Source organism: Kordiimonas laminariae (genome assembly GCF_023008165.1).
In the GTDB taxonomy this organism is placed as follows: Bacteria; Pseudomonadota; Alphaproteobacteria; order Sphingomonadales; family Kordiimonadaceae; genus Kordiimonas; species Kordiimonas laminariae.
This window is the reverse complement of sequence record NZ_JAKQZA010000007.1, coordinates 1-15,108: the sequence shown is the minus strand read 5'-3', so window position 1 is coordinate 15,108 and position 15,108 is coordinate 1. Positions and strand designations below refer to the sequence as shown.

Genomic DNA, 15,108 nt, shown 5'->3' with positions numbered 1-15,108 from the left:
AGGTTAGCTACCTTTAGCCCCGGGTTGGCTTCAGGTAGACGCCCACCATCCTTGAGTCTTGGATGGTGGGCTTTTTTATTAAATCATGAATAATCAAGGATGATCGGATGACGGATGAAGAACAGATAAAAGGCATTATTCGGGCTCAGTTTGCGGCCCTGAAGTGGGGAGTAGATATCAAACCAAATTGGCCAAGTTTTGAGGCGGGGTTTACGGAAGGAGCCTACCTTATTCCTGCAAAGCGCCCAGCGAAGCCGATTAGTGTTTTTGATTTTATTCAACGAATGGAGGGGTTACGAAAAGACGGTAGTCTTGAAAGCTTTTCTGAACAAGAAAAGGGTACGTTTATTAAAGTGGTGGGCAATATAGCAATTGCACTTGCCGGCTGTGAGATGACAGAGAATAAAGCAGAGGTGACCAAAGATATAAGCGCATTTTTGCTTGTTAAAACAAATGGTGAATGGTCAATAGCGGCGCAAGCTTGGGATATTGTGGAAGATTTTACTGCGCTTGCCTAATTAAAGAGCCCACAGATATCACCTGAATGGATTCTGGCTTTATCTGTGGGAAGTGTTGGGAACTTAAAGGGGCTCCCAAGGACAATGCTTGAATATTAATCGGCGGAAACATCAACGCCTGCGATTTCGTCCTGATTAAGCGGCATTACACCAATCTGGAAGAAAAGCCCGAGCGCATCTTCGTGGTAAAGATAATCAACCACTTTACCGTCTTTAAAAGTGAACATTTCACCGCCAAAGATATCGATTTTTTTGCCTGTACCTGGGATGCCGTAGAAATCACCTTTGTGGGTGCCGCGTAGACGGAAGCGGCTTGCAACTTTATTACCTTCGGCAATGAGCTCAATTGCATCTTCGTGAATATCAGGGAAGGCTTCGCGCCAGAATCTCACAAGAGTTTTGAACCCTTCGCGCCCTGTCGGCCAGCCCTCAAGAAATTGCTCATGGTTTACGTTTTCGTCAAAGATTTCATCAATCATGTCCATGTCTCCATGGTTCCAGCAGATTGAGTAAATTTTCTCGACGATTTCTTTATTTCTTTCCTGTTCGGACATGGATGATCTCCTGTTCAGATAACCGTTAAATGCTTACTTTTCTCCGCGCTAAAAGCGCTGCGCGAGAAAGCTCTGCCTGCAATCATTGGTCTGATGCTCTCTTGTGTCACCTTACTATTCATCAAGGATTGGGTGAGGCTGGTTCACCTCAACGGTTATTGGAAACTCATCATCTGTTGGATGAATTTTGCGGTGTTGTAGCTTTGGCCTGCTGTTCATAGCCTAATCACAAAATAACTGAATTTTATCGCTGTGTTGAACAGATGAAAAAGGAACGGGATGTGAGCTTCTTGAGTTTTAAAGATCAAACCGTATTGGTAACTGGTGGAAGTAGCGGTATTGGTTTTGGTGTGGCCCAAGCTTTCGCTGAAGCTGGTGCAATACTGCATATTATGTCGCAAAGCTCAGACATTGTTGCAGCCGCCGAAAAGCTCTCACTAAACTCTTCCGTGCCTGTTACCGCACATCAATGCGATATTCAGAATTCGGAAGCTGTGAAAGAGGCGCTTGCATCAATAGGACAACTGGATGTGCTTGTAGCCAATGCTGGCGTGGAACGTGTTACCCCTATTACGGACTTATCTTCGCAAACTGAGGAAGATTTCAGAACCATTATAAATACCAATATTCTGGGTACATATTATGTAACTCGGGAAGCCGTGAGATATATGAAGCAGGGTAGTAATATCATTATCACCGCATCTATCTGGGGCCGCACCGGTGTTGCTGAATTCAGTGGTTATGTAGCCTCCAAGCACGCTAATATTGGGTTTATGCGCAGCCTTGCCCGTGAACTAGGGCCCGAGGGTATCAGGGTAAACTGCGTATGCCCTGGCTGGGTGAAAACGGGCCCTGCGATGCAATCCCTAAAAGAAATCGCTGAAGATAAGCAAGTAAGCGAAGAGGAAGCTCTGTCTGAAATTACGGCAAACCAGTGTTTGCCAGGGATTCAGGAGCCCTCTGATATCGCGGGATTATATCTCTATCTAGCGTCACCATTTGCCAGCAATATTACTGGTCAATCTATCAACGCGGATAGAGGTGAGCGACTTTCATGAATGGGAAGCTGGATAAGATGGATCTCTTAACACCTCATTATGCACTACGGTTTCTGGATGCTGTTGAAATAGTGGGTCTAGTAAAAGAAGGCCATCTGTCCACGCAAGAGTTGATAGAATGTTCTACCCGGTCAGCGGAAGATGAGCAGAAGAATATTTTTATTCGCACGTCAAAGCCCGAGAAAATCGGGCTACACACAGATATCTCAATCCTCAATCAAAAACTCGGTGCTGTACGCAGTATGCTGGATGGTATTCCTATTGCTTGGAAAGATAATTTCAAACATAAGAATGAGCCATTAACCGCGGGCCAAAAGTCCCCGAGAATGCACCCGAAGGATAATGTCACTGCAGTATCAGTTGAATTTGCAGAAGCAGCTGGTCTTATTCCTGTTGGCGCAACTAACATGAGCGAATTGGCTTTTTCAGGACTTGGGCTTAATGCACATCATGGTACACCGTGTAATCCATATTCAGCTGCACGACGGCTTATTCCTGGTGGATCATCAAGTGGATCTGCTTCCGCTGTTTCGATGGGCGTAGTACCCATAGGAATTGGAACAGATACATCCGGTTCGGTTCGTATCCCCGCTTCTATGCAGAATTTGGTGGGTTTTAAGCCGTCTTTTGGAAGGTACCCGATTGAAGGTGTAACACCACTGGCACCCAGCTTAGATACCATTGGTTTCCTCACTCGCAGTGTAAGGGACTGTATTCTCTTGGACGATATATTCAGGGGACACAGTTCGTTATTTGCGGGGCTGACTTGGTCACAATACGAAGCAAAAAAAAGAACAACCCATGCGCTGAAGAAGACAATTTTTGTTCCCGAAAATTATATCTGGGATCAGGCCTCGGAAAATGTTGTCGAACGGTTTGAAGCCGCTCTCACAATCCTTGATGAAGCTGGATATTCTATTGTTCGAAAGGAATTTAATGTCTTTGACCGTGTGGCTAGTCTGTTTCGTGATAACGGTACCCTGGTGGCCTTTGAAGCAGGTAGATTATACAGAGATTACGCATATAGCTCGAAGTCAAAGTCTATGGACCCATTTGTGGTATCCAGGCTTCGGGATGCTATAGAATTGAAAGACCGTCACGGAGCAATGCTTCTTTCATACAGGAATGAGCTGATCAAAGATATGAACCGTGAACTGGCAGGCGGAATGTTGGCGATGCCTACAGTAGCTATCGATATACCTACGATGGTTGATGTGCAGAAATCAGCTAAAGCGTTTCACCGTTATAACCAAGTATGCCTCAGAAACACGATGCTGGGGAGTTTCCTGAATTTACCGGGGGTATCGCTTCCTATGGAAATGGGCAGAAAAGAACTGCCTGCTGGATTACTTCTCTCTGCAAACAGCGAAAATGATCGCGCCCTGTTGTGGGAAGCTCATAGCATGCTTCACATCATTAACCCCCAGTATGTTGCCAATACCAGATACTCATAAGAAGCTGATTTCAAAATAGATTATTGGCACCTCAATAGTGCTCAGCCATCGAATTAGGACATGTCGTTCGCGGATTTGAAGGCAGGCCCCATATTTTTTGGGTGATCAAGTGGCGGGCTTTTCTCCCGAAAAACTGATCACCGAATGAGTATGTAAGGAGGAGAATAATCCTGATGTCTGTAATCAACAAAGATGACCGGCAAGTAGCTCCCACGGCAACTTCTGAGACAGAGTTATCCAATACCTTTCTTGGTGACGCCATTGAAATAGCGATTGTAACGCCTGACCATAAGAAAACGATGGAAGGCCTGGTGAAAATGGGTATTGGCCCATGGCGTGTTTATACCTTTTCACCAGAAAACACCACGGAGCAAACCTATCGAGGTGAACCAGCTGAGTTTGAAATCAAGGTTTGTTTCGCCAGAAGCGGCAACATCATCTGGGAACTGATGCAGCCTCTCTCAGGACCAACAATTTTTGATGAGTACCTGAAGAGAAACCCAGAAGGGGGCATTCAACATATTGCTTATGATTGTGGTGATATTCCGCTTGAAGAACGCTTTGCTGAATTCGAACGCAGAGGCTTTAAGTGCATCCAATCAGGCAAGTGGATGGATAAGAACCACTTCGCTTTCTTCGATACAGAAGAGAAAACGTCAACCGTATTTGAAACCTATTATTTCCCTGCGGACTTTGAATATCCGGAACCGGAGGAATGGTATCCGTCGGCCCCACCTGAAGTGGATAACAAAGTTTATAGCAGCGGCGGCGCGCCAAAAAACCGCGACTAATCAAAGATAAGGAATAGAAATCATGAAAAAACCAATGAACCCCGAAGACGTAGATTTTGCACTGGTTGAAGCGTTCCATGCAGGCGATCTGGATGCAGCAATCGAGCTTCACGAGCCAGACTGTGTAACATGGGCATTGCCTCATGAAGGTGCTCGTTTACTTGAAGGCCGCGATGCCATTCGTGCAGGCTTTGAAAATGGCTTGTTTGGTATCACGGGTAAAATGTCTCTTATTGTAAGGCACATCACCCGCGCTGGTGATCTGGCGCTCATGCGTTCAAGCTGGAAAGTGGTAGGCAAGCTTAAAGACGGCACGCCTGTGGAACTTGGTCATTCTGGTATTGAAGTTGTACGCCAGCAGGCTGATGGCTCGTGGAAGTTCGCGATTGATCACCCATGGGGCTGTAACCCGAATGTAAATGATCATTTCGCATCTCCGCCCGTTCCTGGCGAAATCGTAAAATAATTCTCTAGCTGCTCCTCCTCCAGACCACTGAGAAGTGAGGAATAAAGCTTTTGTCAGCGGCATCCATATGTTTTGGGTGCCGCGCATTTTTTTAGGTTCAGACACAGAAAGAAATCCGATGGCCAATATTCTTGTTATTGACTCGTCAGCGCGTTTTGAACGCTCCCTCAGTCGCCAATTATCAGATGCTTTTGTAAAATCATGGAAGGATCAATATCCTGATTATGTTTTTACCTTCAGAGATGTTGCGAAAAATCCCCCGCCACATGTAACGGAAGAATGGATTGCAGCAGCATTTACTGATGAAGCAGACCGCACTGATACCCAGCAGAAAGTGCTATTAACTTCTGATGAAATTACGCAGGAAGTACTTGATGCAGACGTGATTGTTATAAGTGCCCCCATGTACAACTACGGCATGCCTTCCACCCTTAAAGCCTGGGTTGATCAAGTGGTGCGAATTGGTAAGACCTTTAGTTTTGACCTGTCTCGTGGAGCTAAGCCTATCGAGCCGATTCAAACAGGTAAATCAATGGTTATTCTTACCTCGTCTGGTGAAGGAAACTTCGCAGCACTTGGTTTGCAGGATCATTTGGATGTTCACATGAAATCAGCTTCTCATTTAATGGGTGTTAGTCACCATCATTCAATTCGTATTGAATTTCAGGAATATGGTGATGAAGACAAGCGCTTCCAAAATTCCCATAAAGCGGCACTTGCAAACATTCCAAGTGTTATTGAGGCTGTTATAGGCGAGCAATCGATTTAGGCTTCTAGTATATAGGTTACCTTCCTCGTTTGTTAGGGAGGTAACCTAATTCAAGCTTTCCTCATTGAACAGGTGAATACACATCACCTGACCTGCACAGCCATATCCTGCAGTATTTGAGTGATACGCTCGCCTGATTTTTGTCTAGTTAAAAGAGGCGAGCCAGTTCTGCAATATAAAGGAGAATGTGGTGATGATTGCAAAAGGGATGAACTATGTTTTCGGGCTAGCGCTGCTCGCAATTTCAACAACTGCAACGGTGCAGGCCGAAGAAAACAAGGCACTTTATAATTTTGTGCACGATAATAATCAGGCAATTGCTAAGGCTATTCTTGAAGGCGACGCAGATTTTCTATCGTCTGGGTATACTGATGATAGCTATCTGATGGCGCCTGATACACCTCTGTTACGTGGTCCGGCTGGTGCACATGGTTATTGGCAGGCAGTGATCGATTCAAAACCAGCCGAAGTAAAACTCGTTACAACAGAAGTGCATGAATCTGGCGATCTGGCATACGGCACAGGCACCCTTGCAGTAACAGCGCACGACGGTAAAGTTTATAATAGTAATTATGTTTTGGTGTTTAAGAAGATCGGCGGTGAATGGCGCTTGCATCTGGATATTTGGACACCAACACCTGCCGCAGGTAAGTAATAAGCTATCAAGCTATAGCTAAATGAACGGCAGCTACCTATTCGGGTAGCTGTTTTTTTATGGATAGAGTTCATAAAGAAAAACACCTGATGAAATGATCCATCAGGTGTTTTTTCGTAGGTGTTTCTGAGGTTAGGGTTCTGGATATGCGCGCGAGATAGCCGGAGAAGCTTGCTTAAGCTTCCATTTTACCATCACGACATATACGGCCGCTGAGACAATCATGGACGGTACAGTGGCTGTCAGATACTGGAAGCTTATTTCGCCGGAGGAGAAGCTGAAGTTGGATAAGCCAGATAGCCAACCGCCGAGCCACATCCACAGAACCATACCAACCAACTGTGCGGCTACAGCTATATAGTTCACGCCGTGAGTATACGAATAAATACCAGCGGGTTCATAGCAGGCTTCCGTCGAAATTTTCTCTTTTCTGAGAAAGAAATAATCTGCCATCACTACGGCCCAATAAGGTCCGGCGAGTAATCCAACGAATAATAGGATAATACCAAACAGGCTTTGAAGCTGTGCGTCATAGACAAATACCAAAGACGGTAGTGCGACCAGCATTGTTGCAAGTTTGTATGGTAATTTCGGTATAAGTGAAAGCAAAGCCATTACGCCCGCATAGAGCAGGAGTGAGCATGTGGTGATGGTGCCTAAAATGATGATGATAGTTGCCAAAAAACCAAGCTCTAGTTTCACGGTCCAAATGGCTGGATCAATTTCACCGGTTGCCAGAGTTGCAACGCCGCCTGTTATTGAGAATAAGATAGCGATAAGGCCAAGACCCCAGAAACTACCCCAATAAGCTGCTTTTTCTGTTTTTGCGAACTTATTCCACGCACCCAAATATGGCTGCCAGGCAACAGCCCACACCACGCATGTTTCAATTGCGAATGCCCAGCCAAATTCACCAGTTGGTTTGTGCGAGAGCACTTTCTCCATATGACCACTGCTCAGGAGCTCATATAGGATATAAAGGGAAAAGCCACCGAGAATTGGGACTGTGATGGAAGAGAGATAAAAGCCTGTCTTAGGTGAACTCATAACCAGAAGCATAGGAATGAGAATCCCCCCGCCAACGGCATAGAGTGTGAAATCCCCTGTAAAACTAGCAGAGGGGCCAATGAGCTCTGTAACTGCATTTAACGAGGCCGTACCCGTCATAGAAGACAGAAGGCCAATCCAGCCGAAGTTGATGAAGATAAGAACAAAGGCGCCGTAGTATGCACCTCTAAACCCAAAGGTAGGGCGGAGTACGAGTATTTCATCCATGCCGTATTTAGCACCGCGCTGCGAGGAAACAGCGCACAGAGCACAAGCGGTCAGATTGGCGGTCACGCAAACCACAATAGTGGGCCAGAACCCCAAACTCTCAGAGAAGTAACTGCCGACCATGAAAGTGGCTAGAAGGATATTGCCCCCCGCCCATAACCAGAACATGGACCAGAAATTTGCGTGCCGATCTGATTGAGGAATAGGCTTTAAACTAATGCCTGATGACTGTTCCATAGAATTACCTTTCCGCAACGGGATTATAAAGCACTGAACCAAATGGTTGCGATAAGAAGGGGGATAACACCTACCACTAGCAGTAATAGGTGATCTCGGAGCTTCACGGATCCGGTTGGTTTTTCTGGATTAGAACTGTTCATCAAATGATCCTCCGAAACTGTTCAAAATATTTCGAAACACGCGATTTGAGACGTGTTTCGTCATTAAACAGCTTATTCAGAGGAGGGTGTTTGTCAGGTGATGTGTCTTCAGGTTACCGATGATGGTGGGTAATCTGTCGGACAGTGTTTATAGCGTCGCCCAATTCCACAGGTGTTATATACGGTGTATTACACCCCTATGGAATCAGTCCAAATATTGGGTGTTTTAGGGGGTGTATAACACCTAGTAACACACCTATTACACCTGTATCTAAAAATACCTGAAAAATAAAAACCTTCAAAATCAATACCTTAACTTATTTTTGTGAAGTTTTTTGATATTGCCTCTTGTCAAATGTGAGGTGGTGTTATACATAACTAATACACCGGCACGATAAAACGCCCAAACAGAGACATAAGTCCACGGGGGTTAGCCAAGAGAAGCCTAAAGGCTCAGATGGTATGCGAGGAAAAAGTGCTGGTAACGGGAACAGATAAAATATCGGCCCGGGAACGACAGCACTAATAATAAGAAAGACCACAAGGTCTCATACAGCGAGGAAAAAATTGGGGGAGCCAGAGATAAAAATAAAATCTGGCCCCCTGATCTTAAAAAAAAAGAAACACGACAGTTTAACAATAAGCCTGAAAACAGGCGCCGCCCAATGAGGCAAACAGCGAGGAGAATAAAAAATGACAACCCGCACTTATTCATCAACAAAACGTATGGTTCGTCGTAGCCGCCGTGTTGCGCGTGCAACTGCAAAGCTTGTGGCCCAGCCGCTCTTTGCTGGCAACGTTAATCTTCTTGCAACTTCTGCGTAAGAAAGGGAGTTTTTATGACGCCGGATTGGAGCGATGATCAGCCAATTTACCGGCAACTGAAGGACAAAGTGGTGACAGCCATTATGGAAGGTAATCTCCCTGAAGGAGAGGCACTTCCATCAGTAAGAAATGTCGCTGTGGATTTACAAATTAATCCTATCACTGCATCAAAAGCCTATCAGGAGCTAGTAATGGACGGACTTGTTGAAAAACGACGCGGACTGGGCATGTTCGTGATCGAAGGAGCTCGGGAAAAGCTGCTTGAAGCAGAACGAGCTAAGTTTATTGAAGAAGAGTGGCCACGGGTTCTAGAAACAATTCGTCGGCTTGGTTTTGAACCGGAAGACCTGCTTAAAAGCGGGCTTGCCAACTAGGAGGGGGCCAATATGACAGAATATGTTGTTGAAGCACGAGGGCTTTCAAAGTCATTCGGCAAATTCCAGGCCCTTAAACCAGTTGATTTCAATATCCCACTTGGCAGAATTGTTGGTGTGATTGGCGCAAATGGCGCTGGGAAAACCACAATGCTGAACGCGGTTCTAGGCCTTACCACATATGATGGTAGCCTGAGTGTGATGGGCCATGACCCAGCAAAAGAACGCGATGCATTGATGCAGGATGTTTGCTTCATTGCGGACGTTGCGACACTACCGAAATGGATGAAGGTTTCAGACGTTCTTGATTATGTAGAACGTGTGCACCCGAAATTTGATCGCTCTAAAGCGCTTGATTTCCTAAGCCGTACGAAAGTGCCGATGGACCGTAAGGTGCGAGCTCTTTCAAAAGGTATGACGGTACAGGTACATCTAGCGGTGGTGATGGCGATTGATGCTAAGCTGCTTGTACTGGATGAACCAACACTTGGTCTGGATATTATTTTCCGGAAGCAATTCTACCAAAGCCTGCTTGAAGAATACTTCGATGAAGACCGCACGGTAGTTATTACAACGCACCAAGTGGAAGAAATCGAACATATCCTCACTGATGTGATTTTCATCAAGGATGGCGGTATCGTTCTACAGAGCGATATGGAAGAACTTTCTGAGCAGTTTGTTGAAGTAATGGTGGAGCCGGGTAAAGAAGAAGAAGCGACAGCTCTTGGCCCAATCCGCGAAAGCTCAACGTTCGGTAAGAAAACATGCGTGTATAAAAATGCTGATCACGATGCGCTGGCTAAATTGGGTGAAACGCGCCGCCTAGGCCTGGCTGACATTTTCGTGGCGACCATGACAGGAGGTGGGCAATGAAAACCTTTCAGGCCCTGATTAAAAGGGAAATCTTAGACGGCAAAAATGGATACATATGGGCACCAGTGGTGCTCGCAGGTATCACTGTGCTGCTCTTGTTCCTTTCCGTTCTTGGTTTTGGCAACATGATCGAAATTCATGGTATGGAAAGACACGATATCCAGAATTTTGGTGATGCACTTACACGTTTGGCAGAAAAAGAGCCTGCAGAGATTAGTGCCGCAATGACCTTTGGATACTGGAGCATGGGTTCCCTTCCATGGATCGCATTCCCGTTCGTTGTTTTCTTCTCTTTGTTGAGTAGCCTGTATGAAGAACGCCGTGACCGTTCGATCCTGTTCTGGAAGTCTATGCCAGTTGCGGATTGGCAAGAAGTTCTGGCGAAGCTTTTTGTGCCGGTTGTGATTGTTCCAATCATCTTTATGGCTGTTGTTATTGTTTCCCAGCTTGCAATTGCCTTTTTCTTAACCTTCGTGGTTCTGTTTCAAGGTGGTCCTATCCTTGAATTATGGCCGCTAGGTTCGATGATCGGCACATGGTTCTCTGGCCTTGGTATGTACTATGTATATGCGCTATGGGCACTGCCAATGTTGGCTTGGGTATTGTTGGTGTCATCCTTTGCGAACCGCTTGCCTTTCCTTTGGGCGGCACTTGTACCAGCGGTGATGGCGGCAGTAGAGGGTATCTTCTTTGAAACAACAGGCGTGTTGCGCTGGATCGCTATCCATGTTGGTGGTTGGACGGAGTTTGCGTATCGTGATTATGCAAATACGATTAGCATCGACGGCCCAAGAGAGTTGCTTGATTTTGTAGTTGGTGGTCCTCAATTCGATGCCCTTTCATATAGCTTGGGCAGTGGCGAATTTTGGGCGGGGATTGTAGTTGCGGCAGCTTTTGTTTTCGCTGCAATCGAGATCCGGAAGAAAGCAGTTTAATAACCGACCCAAACCTCTAAAAAAGAAAAGAGCCATCAAGTGATGGCTCTTTTTTTGTGCTTGGGTAGCTCTCTAAAGTTTAAAAATTGTATTTTTGATTGGTTGCAGTATGAAAGATGTTCTTGTTTGATATTTGTGCGGCCTTTTGGGCTTTGGGGTTTATTTATGGAATTTCTTTTGGTCTCAGGTGAGTTGGCATCTCGAGCAGCTGTGATTGAACAGGCATGTCGAGAGGCTAGACGCATAGCGCCGGTGGATGGGCCCCTAAATTTTTTCCAGAGCTCTGGTTTACTGGTTGGCGGTGCGAAGCCTCTAGAAGATAATGGATACTGTTTCTATTGGGATGGCCACGGTATGGATGGTGAAACAGTGTTTTCATCCGGTACCTGTTTGGCCCCAAATCCTTTAATGTTATCGCGATATCACGAAGCATGTATGTCAGGAGGGGGTGATAGCCAGATGCGCGGTGTGTTTGCCAGCGTGTCGGTGGATAAAAATGCAGCCAATTTCTCCGTTGTTGTTGATCCGTTATCACAATATTCTTTGTTTACTTGGCAATCTGGTTCAAGTTTGTGTGTTTCATCAAGTATTTACTTCATCGAAGCCGTGGCAAAAGCAGTGGGCGAGACGTTATCCCGCAATCCCTATGTTGGCTGCTTTGAAACAGCTTGTACCGTAGGCGCTGACACTAAAACCGGTTATAAGGATGTTTTTGTCCAGCCTTTCGGTACCGGTGTTTTGGGGCAGGGTGCTAATTGGAAAATATCAGAAAGTAAGTTTCAAGCCTTTCCAGAGGGGGCCAGTTACGAAGAATTATTAGATTTATCTGCTGAACGCCTAACGGGATATGCTGCAGCTTTGGATAAGGCCCTTCCGGAAAATGGGATTATCTATGACCTGACCGGTGGTCAGGACTCTCGTATATGTTTTGCAGCAGCTGTTGGAGCTGGTGTTAAAGGGTTAAACTTCTTTGTTGGAGGCAATGAAGGGGACGACGATAAATATGTTGCTCGGCGTTTGGCAAAAACGTTTGGTGCAAGGGAAGGAAATTTTCCGGAAAACTATACTGAAACATATGTTTCTGCTCAAGAACAGGCAAGACGTTCAGCTTTTCGTCAGCAAGGGCATTCAACCTTACATCACTATGCTTTGGGCAAAGGGCGACTTGAAAATGTAGGACGGGTTCGTGGCGGCGCGGGAGAATTGTCAAGATCTCATATGACAGGACCTGATATGGGATGCTTTCTTACAGGTAAACCGAAAGCTGCTTTGAAAGTGTTTGCTCAAAGAGATGCAGTTTATACAGAAGCTCTAGCCTCTTATTGGGGGGGCGTTTTTGATGAAAAGAAACGCTACGCGGCAAGATGGGCCTATAAGGTAGGGAATAATCTACGAGGGCAAAAAAAGCTTTATACCAAAACATTCAGGCGTCATGCGGTGCATAGTTTAATGCAAGAGCATTATGACTATGCAGACACCATCGATAGCATGGGGATGGATACTTACTTTAGGGATCGAACCCGTCGCCATTTCGCCTTCTTAGCTCGCGCTTTAAATTATTCTTCGGGAGCTTTTGAGTTTCTATATGACCCGGTTATGATTGCAGCTGCACAGGCGCTTTCGTGGGAAGATAGAGCCAGTGGCCGTTTTGTTTTTGATTTGATGGAGAAAATGGCAGGCCAGCGTATCCTAAGTATCCCATTTGCTGCCAAGTCAATGCAGGTGAAGCCACGAAGACATCTCGCCCACCGTCTTGATTGTTCGGCTGAGGCAATAACAGCAGTGGACCGTAGTAGTATGCCAGAGGTTGATCGTATCTCAATTATAACTGGGTGCGGCATGAATCAGTGGGCAGACTTCGATGGTCCAAAATCATTAGGTATTCATGGAAAGTATCTATGGCAAAACCGTAAATTTATGGCCGAACTAGCAACGGATTTACCGGTAAACCACGAGCTTTGGACACTTTTAAATCGCGAAAATTTTCTTGAAGCCGTAAATGGAGAGTATTTCTTTGGGGGAGGGCATAAGCCAACACATGGTTTAAGATTTCTTCATATGCTTGTTTGGCTGTCGGGTGAAGAAAGCGCCGCAGGTATCGAAGAAATAATAAGCTAGAGGCAAGCCCCCATATTTATTTTTTGAGATCAGGATGCCAGTTTTCATCTTCGATCAGCTCATAGCTGTCAAACAGGAAGCCTGGGCTGACCATACAGCTTACAAGGGTCCAGTCACCGTTGGAGCGTGCGCGCTGCCAGTTATCCGCTGGTACGAGAATTTGAGGGGCCTGTCCGTGGAAGATATCAGGGCCAAGTTCATATGATTGAACTCCCTTGTGGTGGAGGTCGATTTCAAGTGTTAAAGCTGCACCTGCGTGCCAATACCAGATTTCATCACCGTCAGTACTATGCCATTTGGCAAAATCCGTACCCTCTAGAAAATAGTAGATAGATGTTGCCCGACCTCTTGTTTCAGCACCGCCTTCGTTTTGATAAGTACGGCGGTAGTAGCCGCCTTCTGGATGAGGGGAGAGGTCAAGTTTCTTAATAACGTCTTTAGCGGTTACCATAATCTACTTCTTAATTAGCTCTGGTCTGCAATTTCATATAGAGCGATTGCCGCAGCATTCGAAACATTCAGGCTTTCAATCTGGCCTGACATAGGAATCTTTGCAATCATATCACATGATTTACGTGTGAGGGGGCGCATACCCTTTCCTTCGGAACCCATAACAATAACTATATTGTCGCCTAGTTTTACATCGCGGATTTTGGTTTCAGTATTACCGTCGAGGCCCACGTGCCAGTACCCCATTTCTTTAAGGGTGTCTAAGGCCTGTGAAAGGTTGGCTACACGAAGCCAATCCAGGGTCTCCAAGCCGCCAGCGGCAGAACGGGCAAGTGTACCGCTTTCTGATGGACTGTTACGGTCCTGTGTAATTAGCGCACGCGCGCCAAAAGCAGCTGCGGAGCGCATACAGGCGCCAACATTATGAGGGTCAGTTACCTGATCGAGCATAAGGATGATATTTTTTTTGCCATCAACGGGGTGGAGGCTTTCGATATCAGTACCAGGCAGAGGCCGTACCTCAAGTAGAATACCTTGATGTGGAGAGTCTGTGCCAACAGTGGCGTCTAAAATGCCTGTGTCATTGATTACGACCGTTTCAATATTTGGCCTGATAGAGGTAATGCGCTCATTTGAAAGTGCTTTTTCCGTTCCGATGAGCCGAACACATTCACGGTTTTTATTCTGGAGCGCAGTTTCCACGGAATTGCGACCAAACAGAAAATAACCGTTTGAAGCTTTTGGTTTCAGATTGCTATCTGCGTGAGATCTAAAGCTTTTATCTCGGTGTGGGCCTTGATTCCGATTTCGCGCGCCTTGATTATTTTTTTTGCGCGGCATTTGATTTGTCTTTTGTCCAGAGTGTCGTTTTTTATTCATCATATTCACTTGTTATCTGGGTGTCTTTTTTTGGCTCAACACCTAAGGTTCAGAGGGGCTATAAATCACTCTGCAACAAAGCTCATCAAAAAAAATACATTTTTTTAATTCGTTTGTGTTGACACCGAGTAAGATATGGGCATATTGCGCCTCACCGCGACGCTGATCAAGGTCAGCGTGACGAACTCGATTTTGGAGAGATGGCCGAGCGGTTAAAGGCGACGGATTGTAAATCCGTTCTCGTATGAGTACGCAGGTTCGAATCCTGCTCTCTCCACCATCACCTTCCCTAGATGCATTTCTTCGGAGGGTTTTGTTATGTTCGGGGGATCGCGATGATTGTGCGGGTGTAGCTCAATGGTAGAGCAGAAGATTTCCAATCTTACGACGAGGGTTCGATTCCCTTCACCCGCTCCAAATATTTTAAATGCCTCTTCTGGGGCGGCTTATTGAATGTGATTACTCCTAGGGTGGGGTGTCACGGGGTATGAAAGTTCGTCTGAATATATTTTACGCGCACGCGCGCGTGTTCAGGCGTAAATGCTTGCAAGGATTACGGGCATGGCTAAAGAAAAGTTTGAGCGTAATAAGCCGCACTGTAACGTTGGTACTATTGGTCACGTTGACCATGGTAAGACGACGCTTACAGCTGCGATTACAAAAGTTCTAGCTGAAGCAACAGGCGGTGAAGCTGTTGATTTCGCGAACATCGATAAGGCTCCTGAAGAGCGTGA

General features: G+C 45.9%; 17 protein-coding genes and 2 tRNA genes. 15 read left to right on the top strand and 4 right to left on the bottom strand.

Translation table 11 applies throughout. The annotated features are described in order from the left end of the window. Positions 1-107 precede the first annotated feature (107 nt). A complete protein-coding gene (locus MF542_RS14205) occupies positions 108-518 on the top strand; it encodes a hypothetical protein (protein ID WP_247020601.1) in 411 nt (136 codons plus the stop codon). A gap of 95 nt (positions 519-613) precedes the next feature. Here MF542_RS14205 and MF542_RS14200 read toward each other — a convergent pair whose 3' ends face one another. After that, positions 614-1,072, bottom strand: a complete 459-nt coding sequence (locus tag MF542_RS14200; protein ID WP_247020599.1) for an ester cyclase — start codon at positions 1,070-1,072, stop codon at positions 614-616. A gap of 281 nt (positions 1,073-1,353) precedes the next feature. Here MF542_RS14200 and MF542_RS14195 point away from each other — a divergent pair, with 281 nt between their 5' ends. From MF542_RS14195 to MF542_RS14170, 6 genes are all read left to right on the top strand, one after another. Then, a complete protein-coding gene (locus MF542_RS14195) occupies positions 1,354-2,130 on the top strand; it encodes an SDR family NAD(P)-dependent oxidoreductase (protein WP_247020597.1) in 777 nt (258 codons plus the stop codon). After that, positions 2,127-3,584: an amidase family protein gene (locus tag MF542_RS14190; protein WP_247020595.1), complete on the top strand. Its 1,458-nt coding sequence runs from the start codon at positions 2,127-2,129 to the stop codon at positions 3,582-3,584. Before MF542_RS14195 ends, MF542_RS14190 begins: the two co-directional genes overlap by 4 nt. A gap of 173 nt (positions 3,585-3,757) precedes the next feature. After that, complete coding sequence (locus tag MF542_RS14185; protein WP_247020593.1) at positions 3,758-4,375, top strand: VOC family protein; 618 nt, start codon at positions 3,758-3,760, stop codon at positions 4,373-4,375. A 22-nt stretch (positions 4,376-4,397) separates the two neighbouring features. Next, positions 4,398-4,841, top strand: coding sequence for a YybH family protein (locus MF542_RS14180; protein WP_247020591.1), 444 nt, complete (start codon positions 4,398-4,400; stop codon positions 4,839-4,841). A 118-nt stretch (positions 4,842-4,959) separates the two neighbouring features. Continuing rightward, a complete protein-coding gene (locus MF542_RS14175) occupies positions 4,960-5,610 on the top strand; it encodes an FMN-dependent NADH-azoreductase (protein WP_247020589.1) in 651 nt (216 codons plus the stop codon). 193 nt (positions 5,611-5,803) lie between these two features. Next, on the top strand, positions 5,804-6,265 hold the full coding sequence (locus MF542_RS14170) for a YybH family protein (RefSeq protein WP_247020846.1): 462 nt from the start codon (positions 5,804-5,806) through the stop codon (positions 6,263-6,265). Positions 6,266-6,397: 132 nt separating this feature from the next. Here the strand turns inward: MF542_RS14170 and MF542_RS14165 are convergent, their stop codons facing one another. Next, a complete protein-coding gene (locus MF542_RS14165) occupies positions 6,398-7,777 on the bottom strand; it encodes a purine-cytosine permease family protein (protein WP_247020587.1) in 1,380 nt (459 codons plus the stop codon). An 836-nt stretch (positions 7,778-8,613) separates the two neighbouring features. On the opposite strand from MF542_RS14165, the gene MF542_RS17690 reads away from it, so the two are divergent. The 5 genes from MF542_RS17690 (at position 8,614) to MF542_RS14145 (ending at position 13,045) form a co-directional block, all read left to right on the top strand. Continuing rightward, on the top strand, positions 8,614-8,745 hold the full coding sequence (locus tag MF542_RS17690; protein ID WP_281501718.1) for a hypothetical protein: 132 nt from the start codon (positions 8,614-8,616) through the stop codon (positions 8,743-8,745). A 14-nt stretch (positions 8,746-8,759) separates the two neighbouring features. After that, positions 8,760-9,119: a GntR family transcriptional regulator gene (locus tag MF542_RS14160; protein WP_247020585.1), complete on the top strand. Its 360-nt coding sequence runs from the start codon at positions 8,760-8,762 to the stop codon at positions 9,117-9,119. Positions 9,120-9,131: 12 nt separating this feature from the next. Next, positions 9,132-9,992: an ABC transporter ATP-binding protein gene (locus MF542_RS14155; RefSeq protein WP_247020583.1), complete on the top strand. Its 861-nt coding sequence runs from the start codon at positions 9,132-9,134 to the stop codon at positions 9,990-9,992. Next, entirely contained in the window at positions 9,989-10,927 is a 939-nt protein-coding gene (locus tag MF542_RS14150; RefSeq protein WP_247020581.1) for a hypothetical protein, read from the top strand. Before MF542_RS14155 ends, MF542_RS14150 begins: the two co-directional genes overlap by 4 nt. 354 nt (positions 10,928-11,281) lie before the next feature. Beyond that, positions 11,282-13,045: a hypothetical protein gene (locus MF542_RS14145; RefSeq protein WP_247020579.1), complete on the top strand. Its 1,764-nt coding sequence runs from the start codon at positions 11,282-11,284 to the stop codon at positions 13,043-13,045. Positions 13,046-13,061: 16 nt separating this feature from the next. On the opposite strand, the gene MF542_RS14140 is transcribed toward MF542_RS14145, so the two are convergent. Both MF542_RS14140 and rlmB read right to left on the bottom strand, forming a co-directional pair. Further along, on the bottom strand, positions 13,062-13,496 hold the full coding sequence (locus MF542_RS14140; protein WP_247020577.1) for a cupin domain-containing protein: 435 nt from the start codon (positions 13,494-13,496) through the stop codon (positions 13,062-13,064). 14 nt (positions 13,497-13,510) lie between these two features. Next, the gene (gene rlmB, locus MF542_RS14135) at positions 13,511-14,335 is read right to left on the bottom strand and encodes a 23S rRNA (guanosine(2251)-2'-O)-methyltransferase RlmB (RefSeq protein ID WP_247020575.1); all 825 of its coding nucleotides are present in this window, start codon (positions 14,333-14,335) and stop codon (positions 13,511-13,513) included. A 233-nt stretch (positions 14,336-14,568) separates the two neighbouring features. On the opposite strand from rlmB, the gene MF542_RS14130 reads away from it, so the two are divergent. From MF542_RS14130 to MF542_RS14120, 3 genes are all read left to right on the top strand, one after another. Beyond that, positions 14,569-14,654 (top strand) — tRNA-Tyr (locus MF542_RS14130). Positions 14,655-14,717: 63 nt separating this feature from the next. Continuing rightward, a tRNA-Gly gene (locus MF542_RS14125) sits at positions 14,718-14,791 on the top strand. Positions 14,792-14,935: 144 nt separating this feature from the next. Continuing rightward, the coding region (locus tag MF542_RS14120; RefSeq protein WP_247020845.1) for a GTP-binding protein at positions 14,936-15,108 on the top strand (173 nt) is incomplete at its 3' end.

What these genes read in the sequence shown, in the direction of transcription:
- MF542_RS14190 (WP_247020595.1), top strand. Translation starts at nt 2,127, where the DNA reads ATGAATGGGAAGCTGGATAAGATGGATCTCTTAACACCTCATTATGCA.
- MF542_RS17690 (WP_281501718.1), top strand. Translation starts at nt 8,614, where the DNA reads ATGACAACCCGCACTTATTCATCAACAAAACGTATGGTTCGTCGTAGC.
- MF542_RS14150 (WP_247020581.1), top strand. Translation starts at nt 9,989, where the DNA reads ATGAAAACCTTTCAGGCCCTGATTAAAAGGGAAATCTTAGACGGCAAA.
- MF542_RS14180 (WP_247020591.1), top strand. Translation starts at nt 4,398, where the DNA reads ATGAAAAAACCAATGAACCCCGAAGACGTAGATTTTGCACTGGTTGAA.
- MF542_RS14155 (WP_247020583.1), top strand. Translation starts at nt 9,132, where the DNA reads ATGACAGAATATGTTGTTGAAGCACGAGGGCTTTCAAAGTCATTCGGC.
- MF542_RS14160 (WP_247020585.1), top strand. Translation starts at nt 8,760, where the DNA reads ATGACGCCGGATTGGAGCGATGATCAGCCAATTTACCGGCAACTGAAG.
- MF542_RS14145 (WP_247020579.1), top strand. Translation starts at nt 11,282, where the DNA reads ATGGATGGTGAAACAGTGTTTTCATCCGGTACCTGTTTGGCCCCAAAT.
- MF542_RS14200 (WP_247020599.1), bottom strand. Translation starts at nt 1,072, where the DNA reads ATGTCCGAACAGGAAAGAAATAAAGAAATCGTCGAGAAAATTTACTCA.
- MF542_RS14175 (WP_247020589.1), top strand. Translation starts at nt 4,960, where the DNA reads ATGGCCAATATTCTTGTTATTGACTCGTCAGCGCGTTTTGAACGCTCC.
- MF542_RS14170 (WP_247020846.1), top strand. Translation starts at nt 5,804, where the DNA reads ATGATTGCAAAAGGGATGAACTATGTTTTCGGGCTAGCGCTGCTCGCA.
- MF542_RS14205 (WP_247020601.1), top strand. Translation starts at nt 108, where the DNA reads ATGACGGATGAAGAACAGATAAAAGGCATTATTCGGGCTCAGTTTGCG.
- MF542_RS14185 (WP_247020593.1), top strand. Translation starts at nt 3,758, where the DNA reads ATGTCTGTAATCAACAAAGATGACCGGCAAGTAGCTCCCACGGCAACT.
- MF542_RS14165 (WP_247020587.1), bottom strand. Translation starts at nt 7,777, where the DNA reads ATGGAACAGTCATCAGGCATTAGTTTAAAGCCTATTCCTCAATCAGAT.
- rlmB (WP_247020575.1), bottom strand. Translation starts at nt 14,335, where the DNA reads ATGCCGCGCAAAAAAAATAATCAAGGCGCGCGAAATCGGAATCAAGGC.
- MF542_RS14140 (WP_247020577.1), bottom strand. Translation starts at nt 13,496, where the DNA reads ATGGTAACCGCTAAAGACGTTATTAAGAAACTTGACCTCTCCCCTCAT.